The sequence below is a fragment of the Clostridium chrysemydis genome, assembly GCF_015234215.1.
Classification (GTDB): domain Bacteria; phylum Bacillota; class Clostridia; order Clostridiales; family Clostridiaceae; genus Clostridium; species Clostridium chrysemydis.
Genome location: NZ_JADEKP010000001.1, coordinates 564,819 through 583,158, shown reverse-complemented (window position 1 = coordinate 583,158; position 18,340 = coordinate 564,819). Strand labels below are relative to the sequence as shown.

General features: G+C 28.9%; 16 protein-coding genes. 1 reads left to right on the top strand and 15 read right to left on the bottom strand.

All coding sequences use genetic code 11. The features are described from left to right. Window positions 1–101 precede the first annotated feature (101 nt). From INR60_RS02885 to glsA, 5 genes are all read right to left on the bottom strand, one after another. A complete protein-coding gene (locus tag INR60_RS02885) occupies window positions 102–1,220 on the bottom strand; it encodes a glycosyl hydrolase (protein WP_194189967.1) in 1,119 nt (372 codons plus the stop codon). A 25-nt stretch (window positions 1,221–1,245) separates the two neighbouring features. Beyond that, window positions 1,246–1,788: a lytic transglycosylase domain-containing protein gene (locus INR60_RS02880; RefSeq protein ID WP_194189966.1), complete on the bottom strand. Its 543-nt coding sequence runs from the start codon at window positions 1,786–1,788 to the stop codon at window positions 1,246–1,248. 25 nt (window positions 1,789–1,813) lie between these two features. Continuing rightward, complete coding sequence (gene coaE / locus INR60_RS02875; RefSeq protein ID WP_194189965.1) at window positions 1,814–2,413, bottom strand: dephospho-CoA kinase; 600 nt, start codon at window positions 2,411–2,413, stop codon at window positions 1,814–1,816. Window positions 2,414–2,428: 15 nt separating this feature from the next. Then, a complete protein-coding gene (gene polA / locus INR60_RS02870; protein WP_194189964.1) occupies window positions 2,429–5,020 on the bottom strand; it encodes a DNA polymerase I in 2,592 nt (863 codons plus the stop codon). Between the two features lie 93 nt (window positions 5,021–5,113). Then, window positions 5,114–6,031 carry a glutaminase A gene (gene glsA / locus INR60_RS02865; RefSeq protein WP_194189963.1) on the bottom strand — a complete coding sequence of 306 codons (918 nt, stop codon included), beginning with the start codon at window positions 6,029–6,031 and terminating at the stop codon, window positions 5,114–5,116. A 167-nt stretch (window positions 6,032–6,198) separates the two neighbouring features. On the opposite strand from glsA, the gene INR60_RS02860 reads away from it, so the two are divergent. Next, the gene (locus INR60_RS02860; RefSeq protein WP_194189962.1) at window positions 6,199–7,440 is read left to right on the top strand and encodes an aminopeptidase; all 1,242 of its coding nucleotides are present in this window, start codon (window positions 6,199–6,201) and stop codon (window positions 7,438–7,440) included. Window positions 7,441–7,473: 33 nt separating this feature from the next. Here INR60_RS02860 and INR60_RS02855 read toward each other — a convergent pair whose 3' ends face one another. The 10 genes from INR60_RS02855 to INR60_RS02810 form a co-directional block, all read right to left on the bottom strand. After that, a complete protein-coding gene (locus INR60_RS02855) occupies window positions 7,474–7,695 on the bottom strand; it encodes a hypothetical protein (RefSeq protein ID WP_194189961.1) in 222 nt (73 codons plus the stop codon). Between the two features lie 65 nt (window positions 7,696–7,760). Further along, on the bottom strand, window positions 7,761–8,228 hold the full coding sequence (locus INR60_RS02850; protein ID WP_194189960.1) for a DUF3284 domain-containing protein: 468 nt from the start codon (window positions 8,226–8,228) through the stop codon (window positions 7,761–7,763). Between the two features lie 155 nt (window positions 8,229–8,383). After that, window positions 8,384–9,844, bottom strand: coding sequence for a PTS sugar transporter subunit IIC (locus INR60_RS02845; protein ID WP_194189959.1), 1,461 nt, complete (start codon window positions 9,842–9,844; stop codon window positions 8,384–8,386). A gap of 194 nt (window positions 9,845–10,038) precedes the next feature. Continuing rightward, the gene (locus INR60_RS02840; protein ID WP_194189958.1) at window positions 10,039–10,350 is read right to left on the bottom strand and encodes a hypothetical protein; all 312 of its coding nucleotides are present in this window, start codon (window positions 10,348–10,350) and stop codon (window positions 10,039–10,041) included. Window positions 10,351–10,710: 360 nt separating this feature from the next. Beyond that, the gene (locus INR60_RS02835) at window positions 10,711–11,919 is read right to left on the bottom strand and encodes an NADP-dependent isocitrate dehydrogenase (protein ID WP_194189957.1); all 1,209 of its coding nucleotides are present in this window, start codon (window positions 11,917–11,919) and stop codon (window positions 10,711–10,713) included. A 160-nt stretch (window positions 11,920–12,079) separates the two neighbouring features. Next, entirely contained in the window at window positions 12,080–12,961 is an 882-nt protein-coding gene (locus INR60_RS02830) for a LysR substrate-binding domain-containing protein (RefSeq protein ID WP_194189956.1), read from the bottom strand. Window positions 12,962–13,033: 72 nt separating this feature from the next. Further along, a complete protein-coding gene (locus INR60_RS02825) occupies window positions 13,034–13,330 on the bottom strand; it encodes a hypothetical protein (protein ID WP_194189955.1) in 297 nt (98 codons plus the stop codon). A 222-nt stretch (window positions 13,331–13,552) separates the two neighbouring features. Next, a complete protein-coding gene (locus tag INR60_RS02820; RefSeq protein ID WP_194189954.1) occupies window positions 13,553–14,974 on the bottom strand; it encodes an amino acid permease in 1,422 nt (473 codons plus the stop codon). Window positions 14,975–15,189: 215 nt separating this feature from the next. Then, window positions 15,190–16,512: an NCS2 family permease gene (locus tag INR60_RS02815; protein ID WP_194189953.1), complete on the bottom strand. Its 1,323-nt coding sequence runs from the start codon at window positions 16,510–16,512 to the stop codon at window positions 15,190–15,192. 860 nt (window positions 16,513–17,372) lie between these two features. Further along, on the bottom strand, window positions 17,373–18,248 hold the full coding sequence (locus tag INR60_RS02810) for a DUF975 family protein (RefSeq protein ID WP_194189952.1): 876 nt from the start codon (window positions 18,246–18,248) through the stop codon (window positions 17,373–17,375). Window positions 18,249–18,340 lie beyond the last annotated feature (92 nt).

The following is an 18,340-nucleotide window of genomic DNA, read 5'->3' as shown; positions in this document are numbered from 1 at the left end:
ACCTTACAATTATATTATATAGTTCTATCTTAAACTATACAAATAAAAAAGTATTAAGGATTCTTAAAAAAAATAAATGTTATAGTTTAAAACTATAACATTTATTTAACATCTCTGTATGCAAGCAGCGCATTTAAATTATCAAAAGAATATACTGTAAGAGTATTTGGATCTCCGTACCCTCCATATATTTCACTGTCTTTATTTAAAACTTGAAAATCTTCTAGCTTATTTAATGCTAAATTATATAATTCAGTATCATTTACCTTACTAGCTATTCTTAAAAGTAATGAATAAATAGAAGTAGATTCAACTTTTGATGCTTTTTCCCCAGTATTTCTGTCATAAACTGCATAAATTGCACCGTCTTTTTTAAACTTCTCTTTAATAAAGTTTACGCTCTTTGATACGTCATCACCTATCTCTGCTTTATTCAATATTATTATAGATGAAAGAAGCGTATCTGGGTTTTCAGTATCATATTTCTTTGTATCATTTTCATAATATTTACTATATAGCGGAACTTTATCACTTATAAACCCGTTATTTATAACTGTCTTAGCGTTTTTAAATACAAACTTCCACTTAGAATCTATATTATTTAGATATTTTAAAGTAGGTAAGTCTAAATAACAAAGAGTTGTTTTTTTGCTTTTTCCTGAAGGATCCTCAAAATCAATTAAACTATCATCAACTACTAGATTTTTATAAATAGAATTTGATATGCTTATAGCTTCCATTCTATATTTAATTCCTTTAAATCTTTCATCTGCTAAAAGTAATGCCTTAACTATTCTTAAATCATCAATAGTTGCAGAGCTTTCTGCTTTTTTATCTCCTTCAAGTCTCCAACTTACTAGGCCATTTTTTAACTTTAAATCATCCTTTATAAATTCTAAAGTTTTATTAAAATTTAAGGTGTCTCCCCTATCTAAATAATATTGAAGCATCATACCCTCTGATTCAGATAATACTGCATCACCTTTAGTTATATCCCCTTCGCTTAGTTCTTTTTTAAAGTTAGTTTTTATACCGCCGTTTTGGTTTGTCATATCTTTTTTTATAAAGTCAAATAGAATTGTTTCCCTATCACTTACAGGGTTGTTATTAAAAACAACCTTTGACTCTATCGGAATAATATATGGCATTATTGCCCTAACTCCTATTAGGAGTATTAAAAATGCAAATAAAACTATTCCTGTAATCTTAAATTTACTCAATCCTAATCACCAATGTTTCTATATTTTATTTATACAGCTTACTGTATATTTTATAATAAAAATTTACTTTTTCAACGTAAGAATCAGTTTCTTTAAAAGGTATATTAGTTACATTTACCCCGTCTTTTGAATACCTTTCATCTTCTAACCATTTGTTAACGTTGCCTCTTCCTGCGTTATAAGCTGAAATAACCAAATCCCAATCTTTAAATTCTTTATATAAATCTTTTAAATACCAAGTTCCCATTTTGATATTTATTTCTGGGTTATATAAGTCTTTTGTATTAAAATTATTTATCCCCATCTTTTTTGCTATATCTTTTCCTGTTTCTTGTGTTATTTGCATAAGACCACAGGCTTTTTTGTTTGAAGTTGCGTTAGGATTAAAATCACTCTCTGCCTTTATAACTGATAAAACAAATAATGGGTCTAAATTATTTTCTTTACTATATTTATCTACATAATCTTTGTAATTGTATGGGAAAATATATTGCTTTGCAACATATTTAGCCCCTAAAATTACACCTACTAAAACTATTAATACTACTAATATTCTTCTTAACTTCATTTTAGATACTCCTAATCAATATCACTTATATAAATGATTTGAAAAACTCAATAACTTCATCTACTTGATTTTTAGTACTTTCTAAATCTTTATTATTATCAATAATAATATTTGCAAATTCTTTCTTCTTTTCAAGAGGCATTTGAGAGTTTATTCTATTTAATGCATCAGTGTTACTTAATTTATCTCTAAGTTTAATTCTAGAAATTTGAGTTGCATTGTCTGCAAAAACTAAAATAACATAATCCATCTCTTCATGAAGATTCGTCTCAATAAGAGTTGGTGCATCAATAAATACTAACTTTTCACCTTTGTTTTTGTAGTTTTCAATTTGTAAATCGATTTCCTTTTTAATAAATGGAAGAATTAAATTTTCGAATTTTTTTCTTTGAATCGGAAACCTAAAAATATGGTTTCCAAATTCTTTTCTTCTAAATTCACCTCTCCAATCAAAAAATCCTTCACCAAAATCTACCCTTACTCTTTCTAGAATTTCAGGGTACTTTAAAAGAACTTCTTTAGATATAATATCTGCATCTATTAATTTAAATCCGTTTTCTATTATAATTGATGAAATAGTACTCTTACCAGTCCCAATACCACCTGTAAGACCTATCTTTAACATTTTTAATATCCTCCTCTACTTAGTGTCATACCAAGTCTTTCCGTAGTTACCATCAACATCTAGTGGAACTTTAAGTTTGATTGCGTTTTCCATCTCTTCTTTTACTAATATATTTACTTTTTCTAATTCATCTTTTTTAACATTTAAGATAAGTTCATCGTGTACTTGAAGTATTAATTCACTTTTTAATCCTTCTTTTTTTAATCTTTTATAAACGTTATTCATAGCTATTTTTATTATATCTGCAGCACTACCTTGAATAGGTGCATTCATAGCTAATCTCTCTCCTAGTGCTTTAACTATCCTATTTGAAGATTTTATCTCTGGAATTATTCTTTTTCTATTTAAGATAGTTTTTATATATCCATTTTCTTTAGCACTATCTATTAAAGAATCTAAATATGTTTTAATTTTAGGATATCTATCAAAATAAACCTTCATATATTCAGAAGCTTCTTTTTTAGTAACTCCTATATCTTGTGCTAGGGAGAAATCACTTATTCCATAAACTATCCCAAAGTTAACAGCCTTTGCACTTGAACGCATAGTAGATGTAACTTCTTCTATAGGGACGTTGAATACTTCTGAAGCTGTTTTAGTGTGGATATCACTGTGATGCTTAAAAGCATCTATCATGTTTACATCACCGCTCATATCTGCAAGTACCCTAAGTTCTATTTGAGAGTAATCGCTAGATAATAATAGATCATCTTCACTTGTTGGAATAAAGATCTTTCTTATTTCTCTGCCCATCTCATATCTTATAGGTATGTTTTGAAGGTTTGGCTCTGTACTTGATAATCTACCTGTCGTAGTAACAGTTTGATTAAAGCTTGAATGTATTCTTCCATCTTCATCTATTAAGGCCATTAAGCCTTCTACGTAAGTTGAGTTTATCTTTGTGATTTGTCTATAATAAGTTATTTTATCTATTATAGGGTGCTTATCTCTTAACTTTTCTAATACGTCTGCATTAGTTGAGTATCCTGTTTTTGTTTTTTTAATTACAGGAAGGTCTAATTTTTCAAATAATATTTTTCCAAGTTGCTTTGGAGAACCTATATTAAACTCTTCTTCAGCTAAGTCATATATCTCTTTTGCTGTTACTTCTATTTCACTTTTGAATTTATCTTTTAATTCTTTTAGAGTTTTTTCATCTATGTTAAACCCTATGTTTTCCATAGAAGCTAAAGTATAAATTAAAGGATGTTCCACATTATAATATAATTCGTCCATTCCTTCTGATTTTATCTTTTTAGTTAATCTTTCTTCTAATTCTTTTAAATAAACTACACCTTTTTTTAGGCACTCGTCCTTATCGCCTTTTATTTCATCTCCTATAAATAGCATAACAATTCTATCTATGTTGTAATCACTTTGAGCTGAATCTATTAAGTAAGATGCAATAGCCGTGTCAAACTCAAACCCGTTAACCTCAATACCCTTTTTATTAAGTATTTTAATTAATGCTTTAGAGTCATGAATCACTTTTATTTTGTTTTCGTCTTCGAAGAATTCTTTTAAAACTTCAAACCCTGAGTTATCTATATTAGTCATATCTATAAAGTTTGAATCTTCTCCTTTAGATACTACAAATGTTTTTATGCTTCTTTTTGAATTTAAAGGAGATTCGTTTATATCGTAAGCTATATAATATTTATTATCTTCACTTAATAATATTCTTTTAAGGTCTTCACTATTACTTAATTCATTTATCTCTATTACTCTATCTTCTTCATCTTCTGAAGAAATATATTTATTTAAAACTGACTTCATATTAAGTTTAATAAGTAATTCTTTAAGCTTATCTTTATCAGTTTCTCTCTTATCTTTTATTTCTTCTATTATTCCTTCAAAAGGAACATCTACCATAATAGTTGCAAGCTTTTTACTAAATATCGCTTGCTCTTTATTATTTTCTAAATTTTCTTTAAGCTTTTTCCCACTTATATTATCTATGTTCATTAATACATTTTCAACTGAACCGTATTCTTTTATAAGCTTAAACGCTGTTTTTTCACCAACTCCTGGAACTCCTGGAATATTATCCGATTTATCTCCCATAAGTCCTTTAACGTCTATAAACTGTGTTGGTGTGACTTCAAACTCTTTTACAAATGTGTCGTAATCGTAAGCCGCTACTTCTGAAACACCTTTTTTAGTTATAAGAACATTAATATTCTTATCTGCTAGTTGAAGGGCATCTTTATCTCCTGTTACTACGTATACTTCCATACCTTCTTTAGCTGCAGTCTTTGCAATTGTTCCTATTATATCGTCAGCTTCAAATCCTTCTATTTCGTAGATGTTTACACCTAATAATTTTAAGAATTCTTTTACAACTGGAAATTGCTCGCTAAGTTCTGGAGGCATTTTTTTTCTTCCTGCTTTATAATCACCATATTCTTTATGTCTAAATGTTGGTGCTTTTTTATCAAATGCAGCCACTATATAATCTGGATTTATATCGTCTTGCATCTTTAATAGCATATTTGAAAATCCATAAATAGCGTTTGTATTAAGTCCTTCATTGTTTGTTAATGGTGGAAGTGCATAAAATGCTCTATTTAACAATGAGTTTGAATCTAAAATAAGTAATTTTTCCATTACTAACCTCCATATTTTTTTAATTTTAAGTGTTTCTTTTTCTAATTATAACATTTAGTATCTTTTAAAAATTTAAAATTAGCTTACAAAAATTTAAAAAATACTTAAATCTAATTCTTTTGATAAATCTTGTAATAATTTAATTCCCGCTATACTGTTTCCCTGTTCATCTAAAGCAGGTCCGTATACTCCAATTCCCATTCTCTTTGGTACAGAACTAAGTATTCCTCCACCTACTCCACTTTTAGAAGGAACTCCAATTCTTACTGCGAATTTACCTGACGCATCATACATACCACAAGTTGTCATAATAGTTTTTACTATTCTACAAGTATCTTTTTCTATAAGTTTTTCACCGCTCCAAGGTATTATTCCATCGTTTGCTAAAACTGCGCCTAGTCTTGCTAAGTCTTTTGCATTTGCTTCTATTGAACATTGCCTAAAGTATAAATCTAATATCTCTTCAATATTCCCGTTAAGTATACCGTTACTTTTCATAAAATAAGCTAAGGCTCTATTTCTATCCCCTGTTAATTTTTCTGAAACGTATACTTCTTCATTAATACTTATATTAGGGTTATTAGTAGCCTTTTTCATAAACGTAATAAGTTTCCCTACTTTTTCTTCTTCTGTTTCACCTTTTATAAGCGATGTAGTAAGTATCGCCCCAGCATTTATCATTGGGTTATATGGCCTTTTAGTATCCTTAACTTCTAAGTTAACTATAGAGTTAAACCCCGCGTCAGTTGGCTCTACGTTAACTTTATCAAATACAACTTCTTTTCCGTTATCATCAATTGCAAGGATTAACCCTACTACTTTTGATATACTCTGTATAGTAAATGTTTTATCACATTCTCCTGCAAAATACTCTGTACCATCTAATTTCACAATTGCAACTCCTAAATCATTAGGATCTGCTTTTAATAAGGCTGGAATATACGATGCTAGCTTACCTTCTTTTCCGTAATCTTTATTTTTATAAACTAAATTTTCTAGTAAGTTAAACATATTTTAAGTCTCCATTCCTATTCTATTTTAATAATATTCCAAATATTTATATTATATCCTTTATCCTTTGTCCTTACAAGATTTACTTAAGTTAACTAGCTATTAACTATATTATTATTACTTATTATGGTAAAATTATATTTAAATTAATCAATGGAGGTAGAAAAATGAACGAAAATTTTGATTTACTTTTAAAAAAATATGCAAACCTTATAGTAAAAAAAGGGTTAAATATTCAAAAAGATGGATTACTTATAATTAATTCACCTATAAAATGTGATTACTTTGCAAGAAAGGTAGCCGAAGCTGCATTTAAAATCGGTGCAAAAGATGTATTTATAAATTACTCAGATGAAGATTTTACAAAAATAAGACTTCAAAACGCATCTATAGAAACAGTATCAGAAATACCAGATTTTGAAGTAGAAAAATATAACTATTATATTAGCCGTGGCGCTTCTGTATTTGCAATTTCAGCAAGTAACCCTGAGCTTTTAAAAGATGTAGACCCTAAAAAGATTTCATCTAGCGTTCAAGCTAGAAGTAAGGCTTTAAAAGAGGTTTACTCAGATAAACTTATGAGTAACGAAAATGCTTGGTGCATAGTTTCAATCCCAACTAAAGAATGGGCTATGAAAGTATTTAATGATGTTTCTTCTAAAGAAGCTATAGAGCTTTTATGGAATTCTATCTTTGATATTATGAGATTAAATAGCGAAGACCCTATAAAGTCTTGGGATATTCATTTAAATAACATAAAAAAACATTTAGATTTTTTCAATAAAAATAACTTTAAATATCTAAAGATGAAAAACTCACTAGGAACAGATTTAAAAGTAGAATTACCTTTAAACCATATTTGGTGTGGAGGTTCTGAACTTACTAAAGGAGGAGTTGAATTTATAGCAAATATGCCAACAGAAGAAATCTTCACAACTCCTAAAAGAGATGGTGTAAACGGAGTAGTATATGCATCAAAGCCTTTAAATTATAATGGAACTTTAATTAATGACTTTAACATTACTTTTAAAAAGGGAGAAATAGTTAATTTCGATGCAAAAGAAGGGCTAGAAGCTTTAAGAGAATTAATAAACACAGACGAAGGTTCTAGATACTTAGGAGAAGTTGCTTTAGTTCCTTATAACTCACCGATTTCTAATTCAAACATATTATTTTATAATACTTTATATGATGAAAATGCATCTTGTCACTTAGCTATAGGTGAAGCTTACCCATCATGTATAAAAGACGGAGAAAATCTTTCTAAAGAAGAGCTTTTAAAGGCAGGTTCAAACGTATCTTTAACTCACGTTGACTTTATGTTTGGAACTTCTGACTTAGAAATAATAGGCGTAACTTACGATGATAAAACTATAGAGATTTTTAAAGATGGAAATTATGCATTTTAAATAAAAAAAGAAGGAAAATTATTTCCTTCTTTTTTAGCTTTTATTATACTTTTCATAAACTCTTTTAAGTATATCTTTTAAACTATTAGATTCTAGAAAAATTTCCTTACCCTTTGGAAGTTTTCCCCCTTCAATCTTAACGTTATATAACTTACTTGTATCTTTTTCTCCATTAACTTTAAAAACTAATGAACCTTTGTCCTTTTTAAGTTCTTCTAGCATCTTATAATACTTGTAATAACTTTTTATATCCATTTTTAGATATCCTTTTTAATTATTTACAATATATTATATTTCAAAGGTTCTACATTATTCTTTTTTTATTCTGAAACAGCCTTCGGTTTTGCTTTTTCTACCTTTTCTCTGTGAGTTAATATTTCATTTTCTAAACCTTGTACTAAATAAGAAAATCTATTTTTAATTCTCTTTTTAAAAACGAAGTTTTGAATCATACCGTTCATAGCTTTAAAAAAGCCTTCTGTACAATCTGATTCTTCTAATGTGAATCTAGTTTTTGAATCACCTAGGTCTTCAAATCTATATGTAGAAACAAACATTAATTTATCTCTAACTGTTGTTATTTGATATACTTCATTTAACTTATAATCTGTTATCTCAACCCTTACTTTTGCTTGTTTCATTCCATAGTTCCCAGCAGTTTTTATAGTATAAGCTCCTATAGGATCCTTAGGATTGAAATTTGCAAAATCCCTTTTTGCTGTTCTAATAATTACTTTAAATACCTCATCTACTGGATAATCTAATTCTACACTATTTATAAATGCCATAAATAAGTCCCTCCCTTAAAATCTAAATTTATATTAGCCCCTACACTAATTCTAATATAAATTTAAATTTTAATACAGTATTTTCCTAAAATTTAAAAGAAGGCATAAGCTATATTTATAGCTTATGCACTTCAAAATTAATATTATTCTTCTAATTATTCAGCATCTTCTGCCATCTTGTTAGAAGCTATAACAAATGGTGTCCAGATAATTAGAGCTACTACGAATAGTAATGCTGCTAATATAGCTGCTTTGAAATCTCCATTTGTAGCTAAGAAAGCTGATAGTATTGGTGGAGTTGTCCAAGGAATGAACGCTTGGATTTTTTCTACCATACCTGCTTCTGTAGCGAAGTATGCTAAAGTTAATAATATACCTGGAGTTAATACGAATGGTATAAAGTAAATTGGGTTTAATACGATTGGTAAACCGAATATTACTGGCTCGTTGATTTGGAATAATCCTGGAGCGAATGCTAATTTAGCAAGTTCTTTTTGCTCTTGTCTCTTAGAGAAAATCATTATTGAAATGATAAGAGCGAAAGTAGCTCCTGATCCACCTGGCATTGCGTATACGTCTACGAAGTTTCTAGTGAATGTGTGGATTGCTTCTTTACCTTGAGCAACTAATTCAATATTTTCGTTTAATGTTGGTAAGTACATAGTATTAAGAGCAGGCTCTACCATATTCATACCGTGTAATCCAAAGAACCATAATAATTGAGAGAAAGTGATTAATCCAATATAAGTAAATGGAGATTGTCCTAATCTTTCTAATGGTTTTTGAATTGTAGTATCTATCCAAGATTTGTAGTCAGTTCCTACAATTTTTAAGAATATCATTGAAATTATTGCAAATACCATAACTGTTAAGATACCAGGTATAACTGCAGCGAATGATCTTGAAACTGCTGGTGGTACTTGATCTGGTAACTTGATAACAAGTCCTTTTTTAACTATAAAGCAGAAGAATTGAGCTGAGAATAATGCAACTAAGATACCAGCGAACATTGCAGTTGAGTTAAATGAACCCCAAGAGATTTGTCCCCAAGTTCCTGTTGTAGTTATAAAGTCAGCGCCAACTAAACTTTCTTTTAAAGCGTCAGGTGCAACACCTAAAGTTCCAGCGATTTTGTTTAGAGTTTCAGGAACTTTTTCTACTAAAGTTACATCTTTAATAGTTGAAGTTAATCCATCTAAAACTTGTGAATCTGGAATCATAGCTAAGTATGAACCTAAAGCAACGATTGCTGTAGCAAGTGGATCTACTTCTTGAGATCTACCGTAAGCGTAAGCTATAGTGATTACTAAATAAATAGTAGTCATTGCTAATGTTGCCCACCACATTTGGTTAAACACTGGGTTAACATATTTTTCTAAGAATGGGAATACAGAAGTTTTGTATGCCTCAATCTTCATTAATTCTCTACCTACTAATGAGTCCGGTTTTAATAAAACGTTTAGCATCATAGTACCAACGGCACCGATTAATGATATAGGTAGGTAAGCTATAAATCCATCTCTTAGCGCAGCTAAGTGTTTTTGGCTACCAAGTTTTGATGCGATAGGCATCATAACCTTTTCAAGCCAAGCAGCAAATTTGTCCATAAATTTCATTTTGGTTTCCCCCCTGAATTGATTTATTTATATGAAACTTTCTTTTTTGATTTACTAGGGTGCCGCCCTGTAAATCTCGAAAGTACCCATAACTTAGTATCATATAATTTGCAATTCTTTTTAAACTACAAACCCTTTTAAATTATATTTAATTATATTAACTTAAGTAAATTTATATAACTTATATATTAAATTTATTTTAAGTATTCTTCTATTGTTGGCAGAATTTTTTCAATTCTCTTTAATCCAAAATCAGCTGGTTTAATACTAGCGTATGGAATATTAGCCCCTTCTAATTCTTGTTGAACCTTCTTTTCTACAAGTAACATCTCTGGTGAGATAAGAGCTACGTTAACATCTCCATTTTCAATGATTTCTCCCATACCTGAATCATTTGAAAATATCCACTCGATATTTAAAGAGTTCTTCTCAGTGTAGTCGTTAACAAATCTTTCAAATGCTTTTGATTGCCCTGTTCCTTTAGACAATACTAATACTTTGTTCATAATCTGCATCTCCTTCTATTCCCTAATTATTAGTACAATTTCCTTTTTCTTCATCTGTTATCATTTACATAATAACATCTATTTTACGGTTTGTACATAGTTTTTGAATATTTTGTAAGTTATTTTTGTAATCTTGAAACCTACTTTAATATTATAGGATTTAGTCAAGAGAAATATTACTTAAAACAATTAATTTTTTATATCTTTTAGCATTATTTCCCTTCCTTAAATCCTATTTTATATAATTTTTCACAGAATGTAAACATTTTTATGGATTATTTTTGTAATTTTTTCTGATTTTCTCAGTTTAATTAATTATATTAATTTTTTATTACTAATTTTATTTTTAATACATATTTTTTATAATATTTTGTCTAAAAGGGTATTTTTTACATCCTCTAAAAACTCAAAACTGTTTCTAACCTTAATATTTTCAAAATTGCTAATTAAAGCTAAATCTTTAGTCATAAATCCTTTTTCTATAGTCTCTATAACTGCTTCTTCTAACTTATTTGAAAAATCGATAAGTTCCTTATTAGAATCTAATTCCCCTCTTTTTCTAAGCGCTCCAGTCCAAGCAAAAATTGTAGCAACTGAGTTTGTAGAAGTTTCTTCCCCTTTAAGGTGCTTATAATAATGTCTTTGAACTGTTCCATGTGCAGCTTCGTACTCAAAGTTTCCATCTGGAGATACTAAAACTGAAGTCATCATAGCTAAAGAACCAAAAGCTGTTGCAATCATATCACTCATAACATCACCATCATAGTTTTTACAAGCCCAAATCATCCCACCTTCTGACTTAATAACTCTAGCTACAGCATCATCTATAAGAGTATAAAAATACTCAATATTTTCTTTTTCAAACTTTTCTTTATATTCTTTTTCAAATATCTCGTTAAATATATCTTTAAAAGTATGATCGTATAGTTTCGATATAGTATCCTTGCTTGAGAACCATAAATCTTGCTTTGTATCTAACGCATAGTTAAAAGAACTTCTAGCAAAGCTTTCGATAGAATTATTTAAGTTATGCATCCCAAGCACAACGCCATCCCCATCAAAGTTATGAATAAGCTTTCTTACTTCTTCCCCGTTCTCATCTGTAAATAAAAGCTCACACTTTCCTTTAGAGACTTTCATTTCCACATCTTTATATATATCTCCGTAAGCATGCCTTGCTATAGTAATAGGTTTCTTCCATGTTTTTATGTAAGCTTCAACAACCTTTGTAATTATTGGTGCTCTAAAAACAGTTCCATCTAAAATAGCTCTTATAGTTCCGTTTGGACTTTTATACATATCTTTTAAGTTATATTCTTTAACTCTGTCTTTATTTGGAGTAATAGTTGCACACTTAACTCCAACCCCGTATTTTTTTATTGCAAGCGCCGCTTCCTTTGTTACATCATCATTCGTAATATCTCTGTTTAAAAGTCCTAAATCATAATATTTCGTATTTAGTTCTATAAAAGGCTCTAGTAATATACTTTTTATTTCTTTCCATAAAACTCTTGTCATTTCGTCTCCATCCATTTCAACTAATGGAGTTTTCATCTTTATCTTTTCCATAATATTGCCCCCTTTTTCTTACGAAATGTAAAAAAACATTTTTTTACAATTATATATCACGCTACCTTTTTTTACAAATTTGAATATAAAAAAAGACACGCTACCCTAGCATGTCTTTATGTAAACAATTTTATTAAATTAATTTTAGAAAAAAAGATTTTTATTTTATTTTGAATGCTTCATCTATAAAAGCTTCCATATTACTGCTTATAAATTTATCTTTGTGATGTAAAAATAATAGATCTCTTTTGATTTTTTCACCATTAAAACCTTTAATAAGTAATTTGTTGTTTTCTACTTCTTCTTTTACGCAAAGATTAGATATACAACCTATACCAAGACCAGCTTCAACACTTTTTTTGATAGCCTCTCCACTACCTAGTTCCATATAGACTCTATAACTTATCTCGTTTTTATTTAGATAGTTTTCAACTGTTTCTCTAGTACCACTTCCGTATTCTCTCATTATAAATTTTTCTTTAGTTAATATGTCACCTTTTAAAAACTCTACTTTTTCCCATTCTTCATTTGCTGGTGTAATAAATACAATTTCATCTTCTAAAAACTTTTTATATGTAATTTCTTCTGAGTGAATAGCACCTTCTGTAAATGCAAAGTCTATCTTATTTTCTAAAATCAACTTCTCTATATTCTCTGTATTTTCTATTATTAATGATATTTCAATTTTTTTATTAAGTTTTGTAAACTCTTTTATTATATCTGGAAGAATATAAATACCAATAGTTGTACTTGCTCCGATATTAATTTTTCCAAACTCTCTGTTACCCATTTTTCTAATGGTATCAACGCCCTCATCGTAAAGGTTTAAAATTCTTCTTGCATAGTTAAAATAAACTTCACCTTCATGAGTTAAAGATATCTTTCTACCTATCCTATCAAAAAGTTTTACTCCTAAGTCTTCTTCTAATTCTCCTATCGCTTGGCTTACCGACGGTTGACTGATATATAAACTTTTAGCAACCTTTGTCATATTTAAATGTATAGCTGTTTCATAAAAAATTCTAAGTCTTCTGAAATTCATATTTTCTCTCCTTACTTTCTAATATACCTAAACTAGAGCTAAGTAAAATATATTACTTAGCTCTATTATACACTATTTATCATCAATATTTTCATAATCTACGTCGATTGCTTTTGATGTGTCGAAGTCATCATCCTCTGAGTCAGTGCTCTTCTCATTGCTATAATATGTTTCTCTTTCTTCATACACATTTTCATTTTCTTTAAATTCTTTTTCTACCTTTTTACCTTTTAATTTGAAATATCCCCAAAGGACAAGCATCACAACTAATATGAAAGGTAAAAGATAAATAAATAAACTAATGACAGCCCCTATAATAACAACACCTATTATTATATAAAGTATAGCTTTCCAATTCACTCTATTCATATCCTCATTCCTTTTCTTCCTTGTTTACTTCATTATACAATTTAATTCTTAAGGATAAAAGCATATATTCCTTAAATTTTCTTAACATAATTATATAAGAGTTATTGTGTAACTTATTATATAGTATTTTAATTTATTTTTCAAGTTTATACTCTATACTTAATCTTTTCTTCATTTTTAAAGTAGAAAAAAAGTGCTAAATTAAATTTAGCACTTAAAAATTTATATTTTTTTCTTTTTAGCTATAACAGGTAATATAAATCCTAAACCTATTAATATAAATGGTGTTAAAACATTTAAGCTAATTTGGAACCACCAAGGGCTACTAAAAGTTTCTACACCTTGAGGGAACATTCCAAGCACACAGGCAAATGCTGTAAAGATAAAGCACCAAACGCCTACTCCAAATGCAATCTTATCATTTTTTAGGAATTTGTAATCTGATTTAAACTTATCTTTAGCCTTTTTAAGTAACATAAACGCTAAGAACACCCAAAGATATCTAAGTGGCATTACAACAGCATTTAATCTTAAAAGCCAGCTGTATAATTCGTTCATGTTTCCTATTCCTAAAGCAGGAACTACTATAAGTATCCCAACTAAAATAGAAGTCATTATATAACCGTTAACTGGAGCTCCATTTTTATTAGTTTTTGTTAAACCTTTAGGAACAAAATTATCATCAGTATCTGCAAGTAATACTTTTAAAGGTGCATCTATTGAGAATACTAAAGCAGAAATTTGAGCTGCTGTATTTGCAATTGCATAAATAATTAAAAGTACATTTCCAAGACCATAATAATCTCCAAGTTTTTGGAATGCATAATATTGACCATTCATCATAAGATCGTTTGGAATATTATTTGCATCAAACATCATTCCCATAGCAACTGATCCTAAAATAGCTGATACCCCAACCATAATAGCTAGTACTATCATACCTATTGGAAATTCTTTTGAAGCGTTCTTAGTGTTATTTACATAAGGTGATATCTTTTCTGCACCACCAACTGAGAATACTAACATAGATATTGTTGTTAGGTATGCAAAGTTAAAATTAGGAATTACACTATGTAACGAAATATCTGTAGTTGCAATCTGAACACCTCTTAAAGCTGGTGCTGCAATCATCATTAATATGTAAAGTATAGACATAATAAATGTAGCTGTACCTGCTACTGTACCAATTATTTTAAGTGAGTTCATTCCTTTTAATGAAACCCAAACGAAAAATAAGAAAATACCTAAAGTTATTAACTGTGCCGTCATAGGAGATAAAGTCTTTATTAAATCTCCATTCCCTTTAAATATCCACCCAAGTCCAACTAAAACGTTTTGTGGCTTTTGAGCAAGATATGGAATATGTACTACCCAGTAAGTCCACCCTGCAAAGTATGCAAGAGTTGGTGTACTAGTTTCTCTAATCCAAGTACTAACTCCCCCTTTACCTTCTTTAAAAACAGAGCCAAGTTCTCCTACCATAAGGGCATAAGGAACAAAGTATAATCCTATAATAAGCACCCAAGAAACTACTACTTGAAGCCCTTGGTTTGCGAAGTTATTTACTACGTTACCAAATCCCCAAACCATTACAAATGCCATTAAAGAAAGATTATACCATCTAAGCTTTTTATCTTCTGCCATTTAATCTCCTACTTTCTTTTGTAAAATAATATAATAAAAAGATTATACCAGTTTTCAGATAATTCGACAATTTTTTTACGATTATTTTTGATTTTTTGAGGCAAATAGTTCGATTTTCTATAATATTATATCTTATTATAGAAAATTCTACTTTTAATGAATGGTTAGCATTAATGTATAAAAAAAAGCACCTAATAATTAGGTGCTTAAAACTCTTAGTGTAATACGAATTTTAGAATAAATACTATTGCAATAACAACTGTTGCTAAACTTATATCTTTGAATTTTCCAGTGAAAACTTTTAATACAATATAAGATATAACCCCAAATATGATACCATCAGATATACTATATGAGAAAGGCATCATTATTATAGTTAAAAATGCAGGTATAGCTTCTGTAAAATCTTCAAAGTTTATCTCTTTAATAGGTTCAATCATAAATAAACCTACTAAGATTAAAGCTGAAGCTGTTACAGCTGGCGTAATTACTGCAAAGATCGGAGCAAAGAATAATGCAAGACCAAACATTATAGCTGTAGTTACAGCTGTAAGTCCTGTTCTTCCCCCTTCTGCAACTCCTGCTGCACTTTCAACGAATGTTGATACAGTACTTGTTCCAACGCAAGCTCCAAAAGTAGTTCCTATAGCGTCTGATAATAATGCTTTTTTTATGTTTGGAACTTTTCCATCTTTATCAAGCATCTTAGCTTTAGTTGCAACTCCAACTAAAGTACCTATAGTATCAAATAAATCCATAAATAATAATGTAAATAATACTATTACCATATCAAAACTAAATATATTATGCCATTCAAAAGCAAATAGCACACCTTTAATTGAAGGTGGTGCACTCATTAAAGTACTAGGCATAGGTGTTAAACCAAAAGGTATACCTATTATTGCAGTAACAAGCATCCCAATAAATAATGCTCCCTTGATTTTTCTAGCTATTAAAACTGATGTAATTAATAAACCAACTATAGCTAAAAGCCCAGGTCCTTTTACTATATTTCCAAGTTGTACAATTGTTCCTCCATCTTGGTGAACAACTATACCAGCTCCTTCAAGTCCAATTAAAGCAATTAAAAGCCCGATTCCAACAGCTATACCTTTTTTAATACAATCTGGTATAGAGTCTACGATAGCTTCTCTAACATTAAATAAAGTTAATAATATAAATATAATACCTTCTAAGAATACTGCAGTAAGTGCAAATTGGTAAGAATAACCCATTTGTAGAACTACTGTGAAAGCAAAGAATGCGTTTAATCCCATTCCTGGTGCTTGTGCAAAAGGTAATTTAGCGTATAATCCAGTAAGCATAGTTGCAACAAATGCTGAAAGTGCTGTTGCAGTAAATACTGCTCCTTGATCCATTCCAGCTGCTGATAAAATTGATGGGTTAACAATTAATATGTATGCCATCGTCATAAATGTTGTAATACCAGCTAAAACTTCTGTTTTAGGTGTAGAACCAGCCTTAGTAATATCGAAATAATTATCTAATAGACCGTCTTTTTTAAAAAGGTTTTTCATCTTATCACTCTTTCATGTAAATTTCGTCCGCATTCTATAATACCTTATTTTTTTACATTTTTCTACCCTAACTACGAATATTTTTTCTATATTTTTAAGTTTTTTTCATAATTTTAAGGTTTTTACGAATAATGCAACCTGTTTAAAAAGCTAATCGTTCGTAAATTCAACAAAAAGCTATGTCTTACTAGACATAGCTTTTTGCTAACATATTTCTCACTATATGTTTTTTTGTTAATTATCCGCTAATTAACCTTTCCGCTTTTTACCACATTCCCCTAACGGTTAAAATACCCTTACTATTTTAACCATGTTTTAAACCCTCTTTTTAATTCCGATCACTCCAACTTGAATAACAAAGCCCATCTGCTATTCTATATATAATAAAGAGCCCCCTCCTTATTAATCTAAATCAAAATTAACCCTCCCCGAAAATTCAGTTAATTTTAATTTTAAGTAGTTGTTGTACATTTATTATTTCATAAGGATTTTTTAGTGATGTGTTATTTTAGAAAATAAATTATTCCAACTAATAATTCCTTTCCGCCTTCCCCTAATGGTATTTTAACTTGTATTCTTATTTTTTTCATCATACTTTTATATTATTAACCATTTGTTATTTAAATTCATTTTTTATACAATATTTTCTAAGCTAATATTATATATATTTATAATTTGTATAATATTATAGAAATATTATTGAATAATTAGCTTTTGTATACATTTTTTCTATTTCCAATATTATTATACAATTTTTATTAATAAACTCTTTTTTACCAATTAAAAAGTAAAAAAGAGAGAATAACCTTTGTTATTCTCTCTCTTAATAAAAACTAAATTTTACTTTTCAGTATCATCTTCTATTTTTCTTCTACTACTTCTTCTTTAGGCTCTCTAACTGATTCAATAACACCTACTGTTTCAGTTTCTCCTTCATTAGTTCCAGAAAAAACTGTATTTTCAACTATTATTTCTTCATCTACAGAATCTGTGTCTTCTTCTAAATCTTCTTTAGCTTCATTTTTCCCATTTAATTCTCTCTTTAATTCAAGATAAAATTGAGCCATAGAAGCATTGTAGTAAGGGATAAACCAAACTGAATAAATTCCACAAGTTATAATAACTAATAAGAACCAACCTATAAATGAAAGTTGAGTTAAGAATAATTTTCCTTTGTACCCTTTCATCATTTCGATTGATTTTCCGAAACTATCTTTAACAGAATTTCCTTCTACTATTAAAAACTTAGTACAGAAGAAGAATAAATTAAATATTATCCCTGCAGCTACTGCAATAATTACAAGAATAATTATTTCTCCAACTAAACCACCTAAATCTCCAAGACCTATTCCATAATATAATAATAAATCAATATTACGTATATAATCTAATAGTTTAAATAATATTGGAATACAAAGTATTAAGCTAACAATTAAGCTAAATAGACCTACAAATATTGTATATCCAACATATCTGAAATAAGTTTTAGGACTAACTTTTAAACTAGCTAACTTACCTCTACCTGTTTTTACGATATTTAAGAAGAAAGCTGTAATAGCAACACCTATAAATGCTTCAACCATACAAGCTAGTAATGTAAATCCTAAGCCTAAGTACATATTAACTTCAGCAATGCAAAGTGCTAATACTATTGAACTAAATGAAACTCCTAGGATAACCGCTTTATCTTCTTTCATTTTTTCTCTTGCTCTAAATTTTATAATTCCTATATCCATAATAATTCCTCCTATCCTCTCTTTAATTATACGGCAATAGCCTCCTATTAACCATCTAATATAGGCTAAATTCACCACATTTTAACATAATA

Bases quoted from the DNA above. Each gene is read 5' to 3' on its own strand.
- INR60_RS02845 (WP_194189959.1), bottom strand. From the start codon at position 9,844: ATGAAATTTATGGACAAATTTGCTGCTTGGCTTGAAAAGGTTATGATG.
- INR60_RS02825 (WP_194189955.1), bottom strand. From the start codon at position 13,330: ATGAATAGAGTGAATTGGAAAGCTATACTTTATATAATAATAGGTGTT.
- INR60_RS02810 (WP_194189952.1), bottom strand. From the start codon at position 18,248: ATGGATATAGGAATTATAAAATTTAGAGCAAGAGAAAAAATGAAAGAA.
- INR60_RS02840 (WP_194189958.1), bottom strand. From the start codon at position 10,350: ATGAACAAAGTATTAGTATTGTCTAAAGGAACAGGGCAATCAAAAGCA.
- coaE (WP_194189965.1), bottom strand. From the start codon at position 2,413: ATGTTAAAGATAGGTCTTACAGGTGGTATTGGGACTGGTAAGAGTACT.
- INR60_RS02880 (WP_194189966.1), bottom strand. From the start codon at position 1,788: ATGAAGTTAAGAAGAATATTAGTAGTATTAATAGTTTTAGTAGGTGTA.
- polA (WP_194189964.1), bottom strand. From the start codon at position 5,020: ATGGAAAAATTACTTATTTTAGATTCAAACTCATTGTTAAATAGAGCA.
- INR60_RS02860 (WP_194189962.1), top strand. From the start codon at position 6,199: ATGAACGAAAATTTTGATTTACTTTTAAAAAAATATGCAAACCTTATA.
- INR60_RS02815 (WP_194189953.1), bottom strand. From the start codon at position 16,512: ATGAAAAACCTTTTTAAAAAAGACGGTCTATTAGATAATTATTTCGAT.
- INR60_RS02835 (WP_194189957.1), bottom strand. From the start codon at position 11,919: ATGGAAAAGATAAAGATGAAAACTCCATTAGTTGAAATGGATGGAGAC.
- INR60_RS02820 (WP_194189954.1), bottom strand. From the start codon at position 14,974: ATGGCAGAAGATAAAAAGCTTAGATGGTATAATCTTTCTTTAATGGCA.
- INR60_RS02855 (WP_194189961.1), bottom strand. From the start codon at position 7,695: ATGGATATAAAAAGTTATTACAAGTATTATAAGATGCTAGAAGAACTT.
- INR60_RS02830 (WP_194189956.1), bottom strand. From the start codon at position 12,961: ATGAATTTCAGAAGACTTAGAATTTTTTATGAAACAGCTATACATTTA.
- INR60_RS02850 (WP_194189960.1), bottom strand. From the start codon at position 8,228: ATGGCATTTATAAATAGTGTAGAATTAGATTATCCAGTAGATGAGGTA.
- glsA (WP_194189963.1), bottom strand. From the start codon at position 6,031: ATGTTTAACTTACTAGAAAATTTAGTTTATAAAAATAAAGATTACGGA.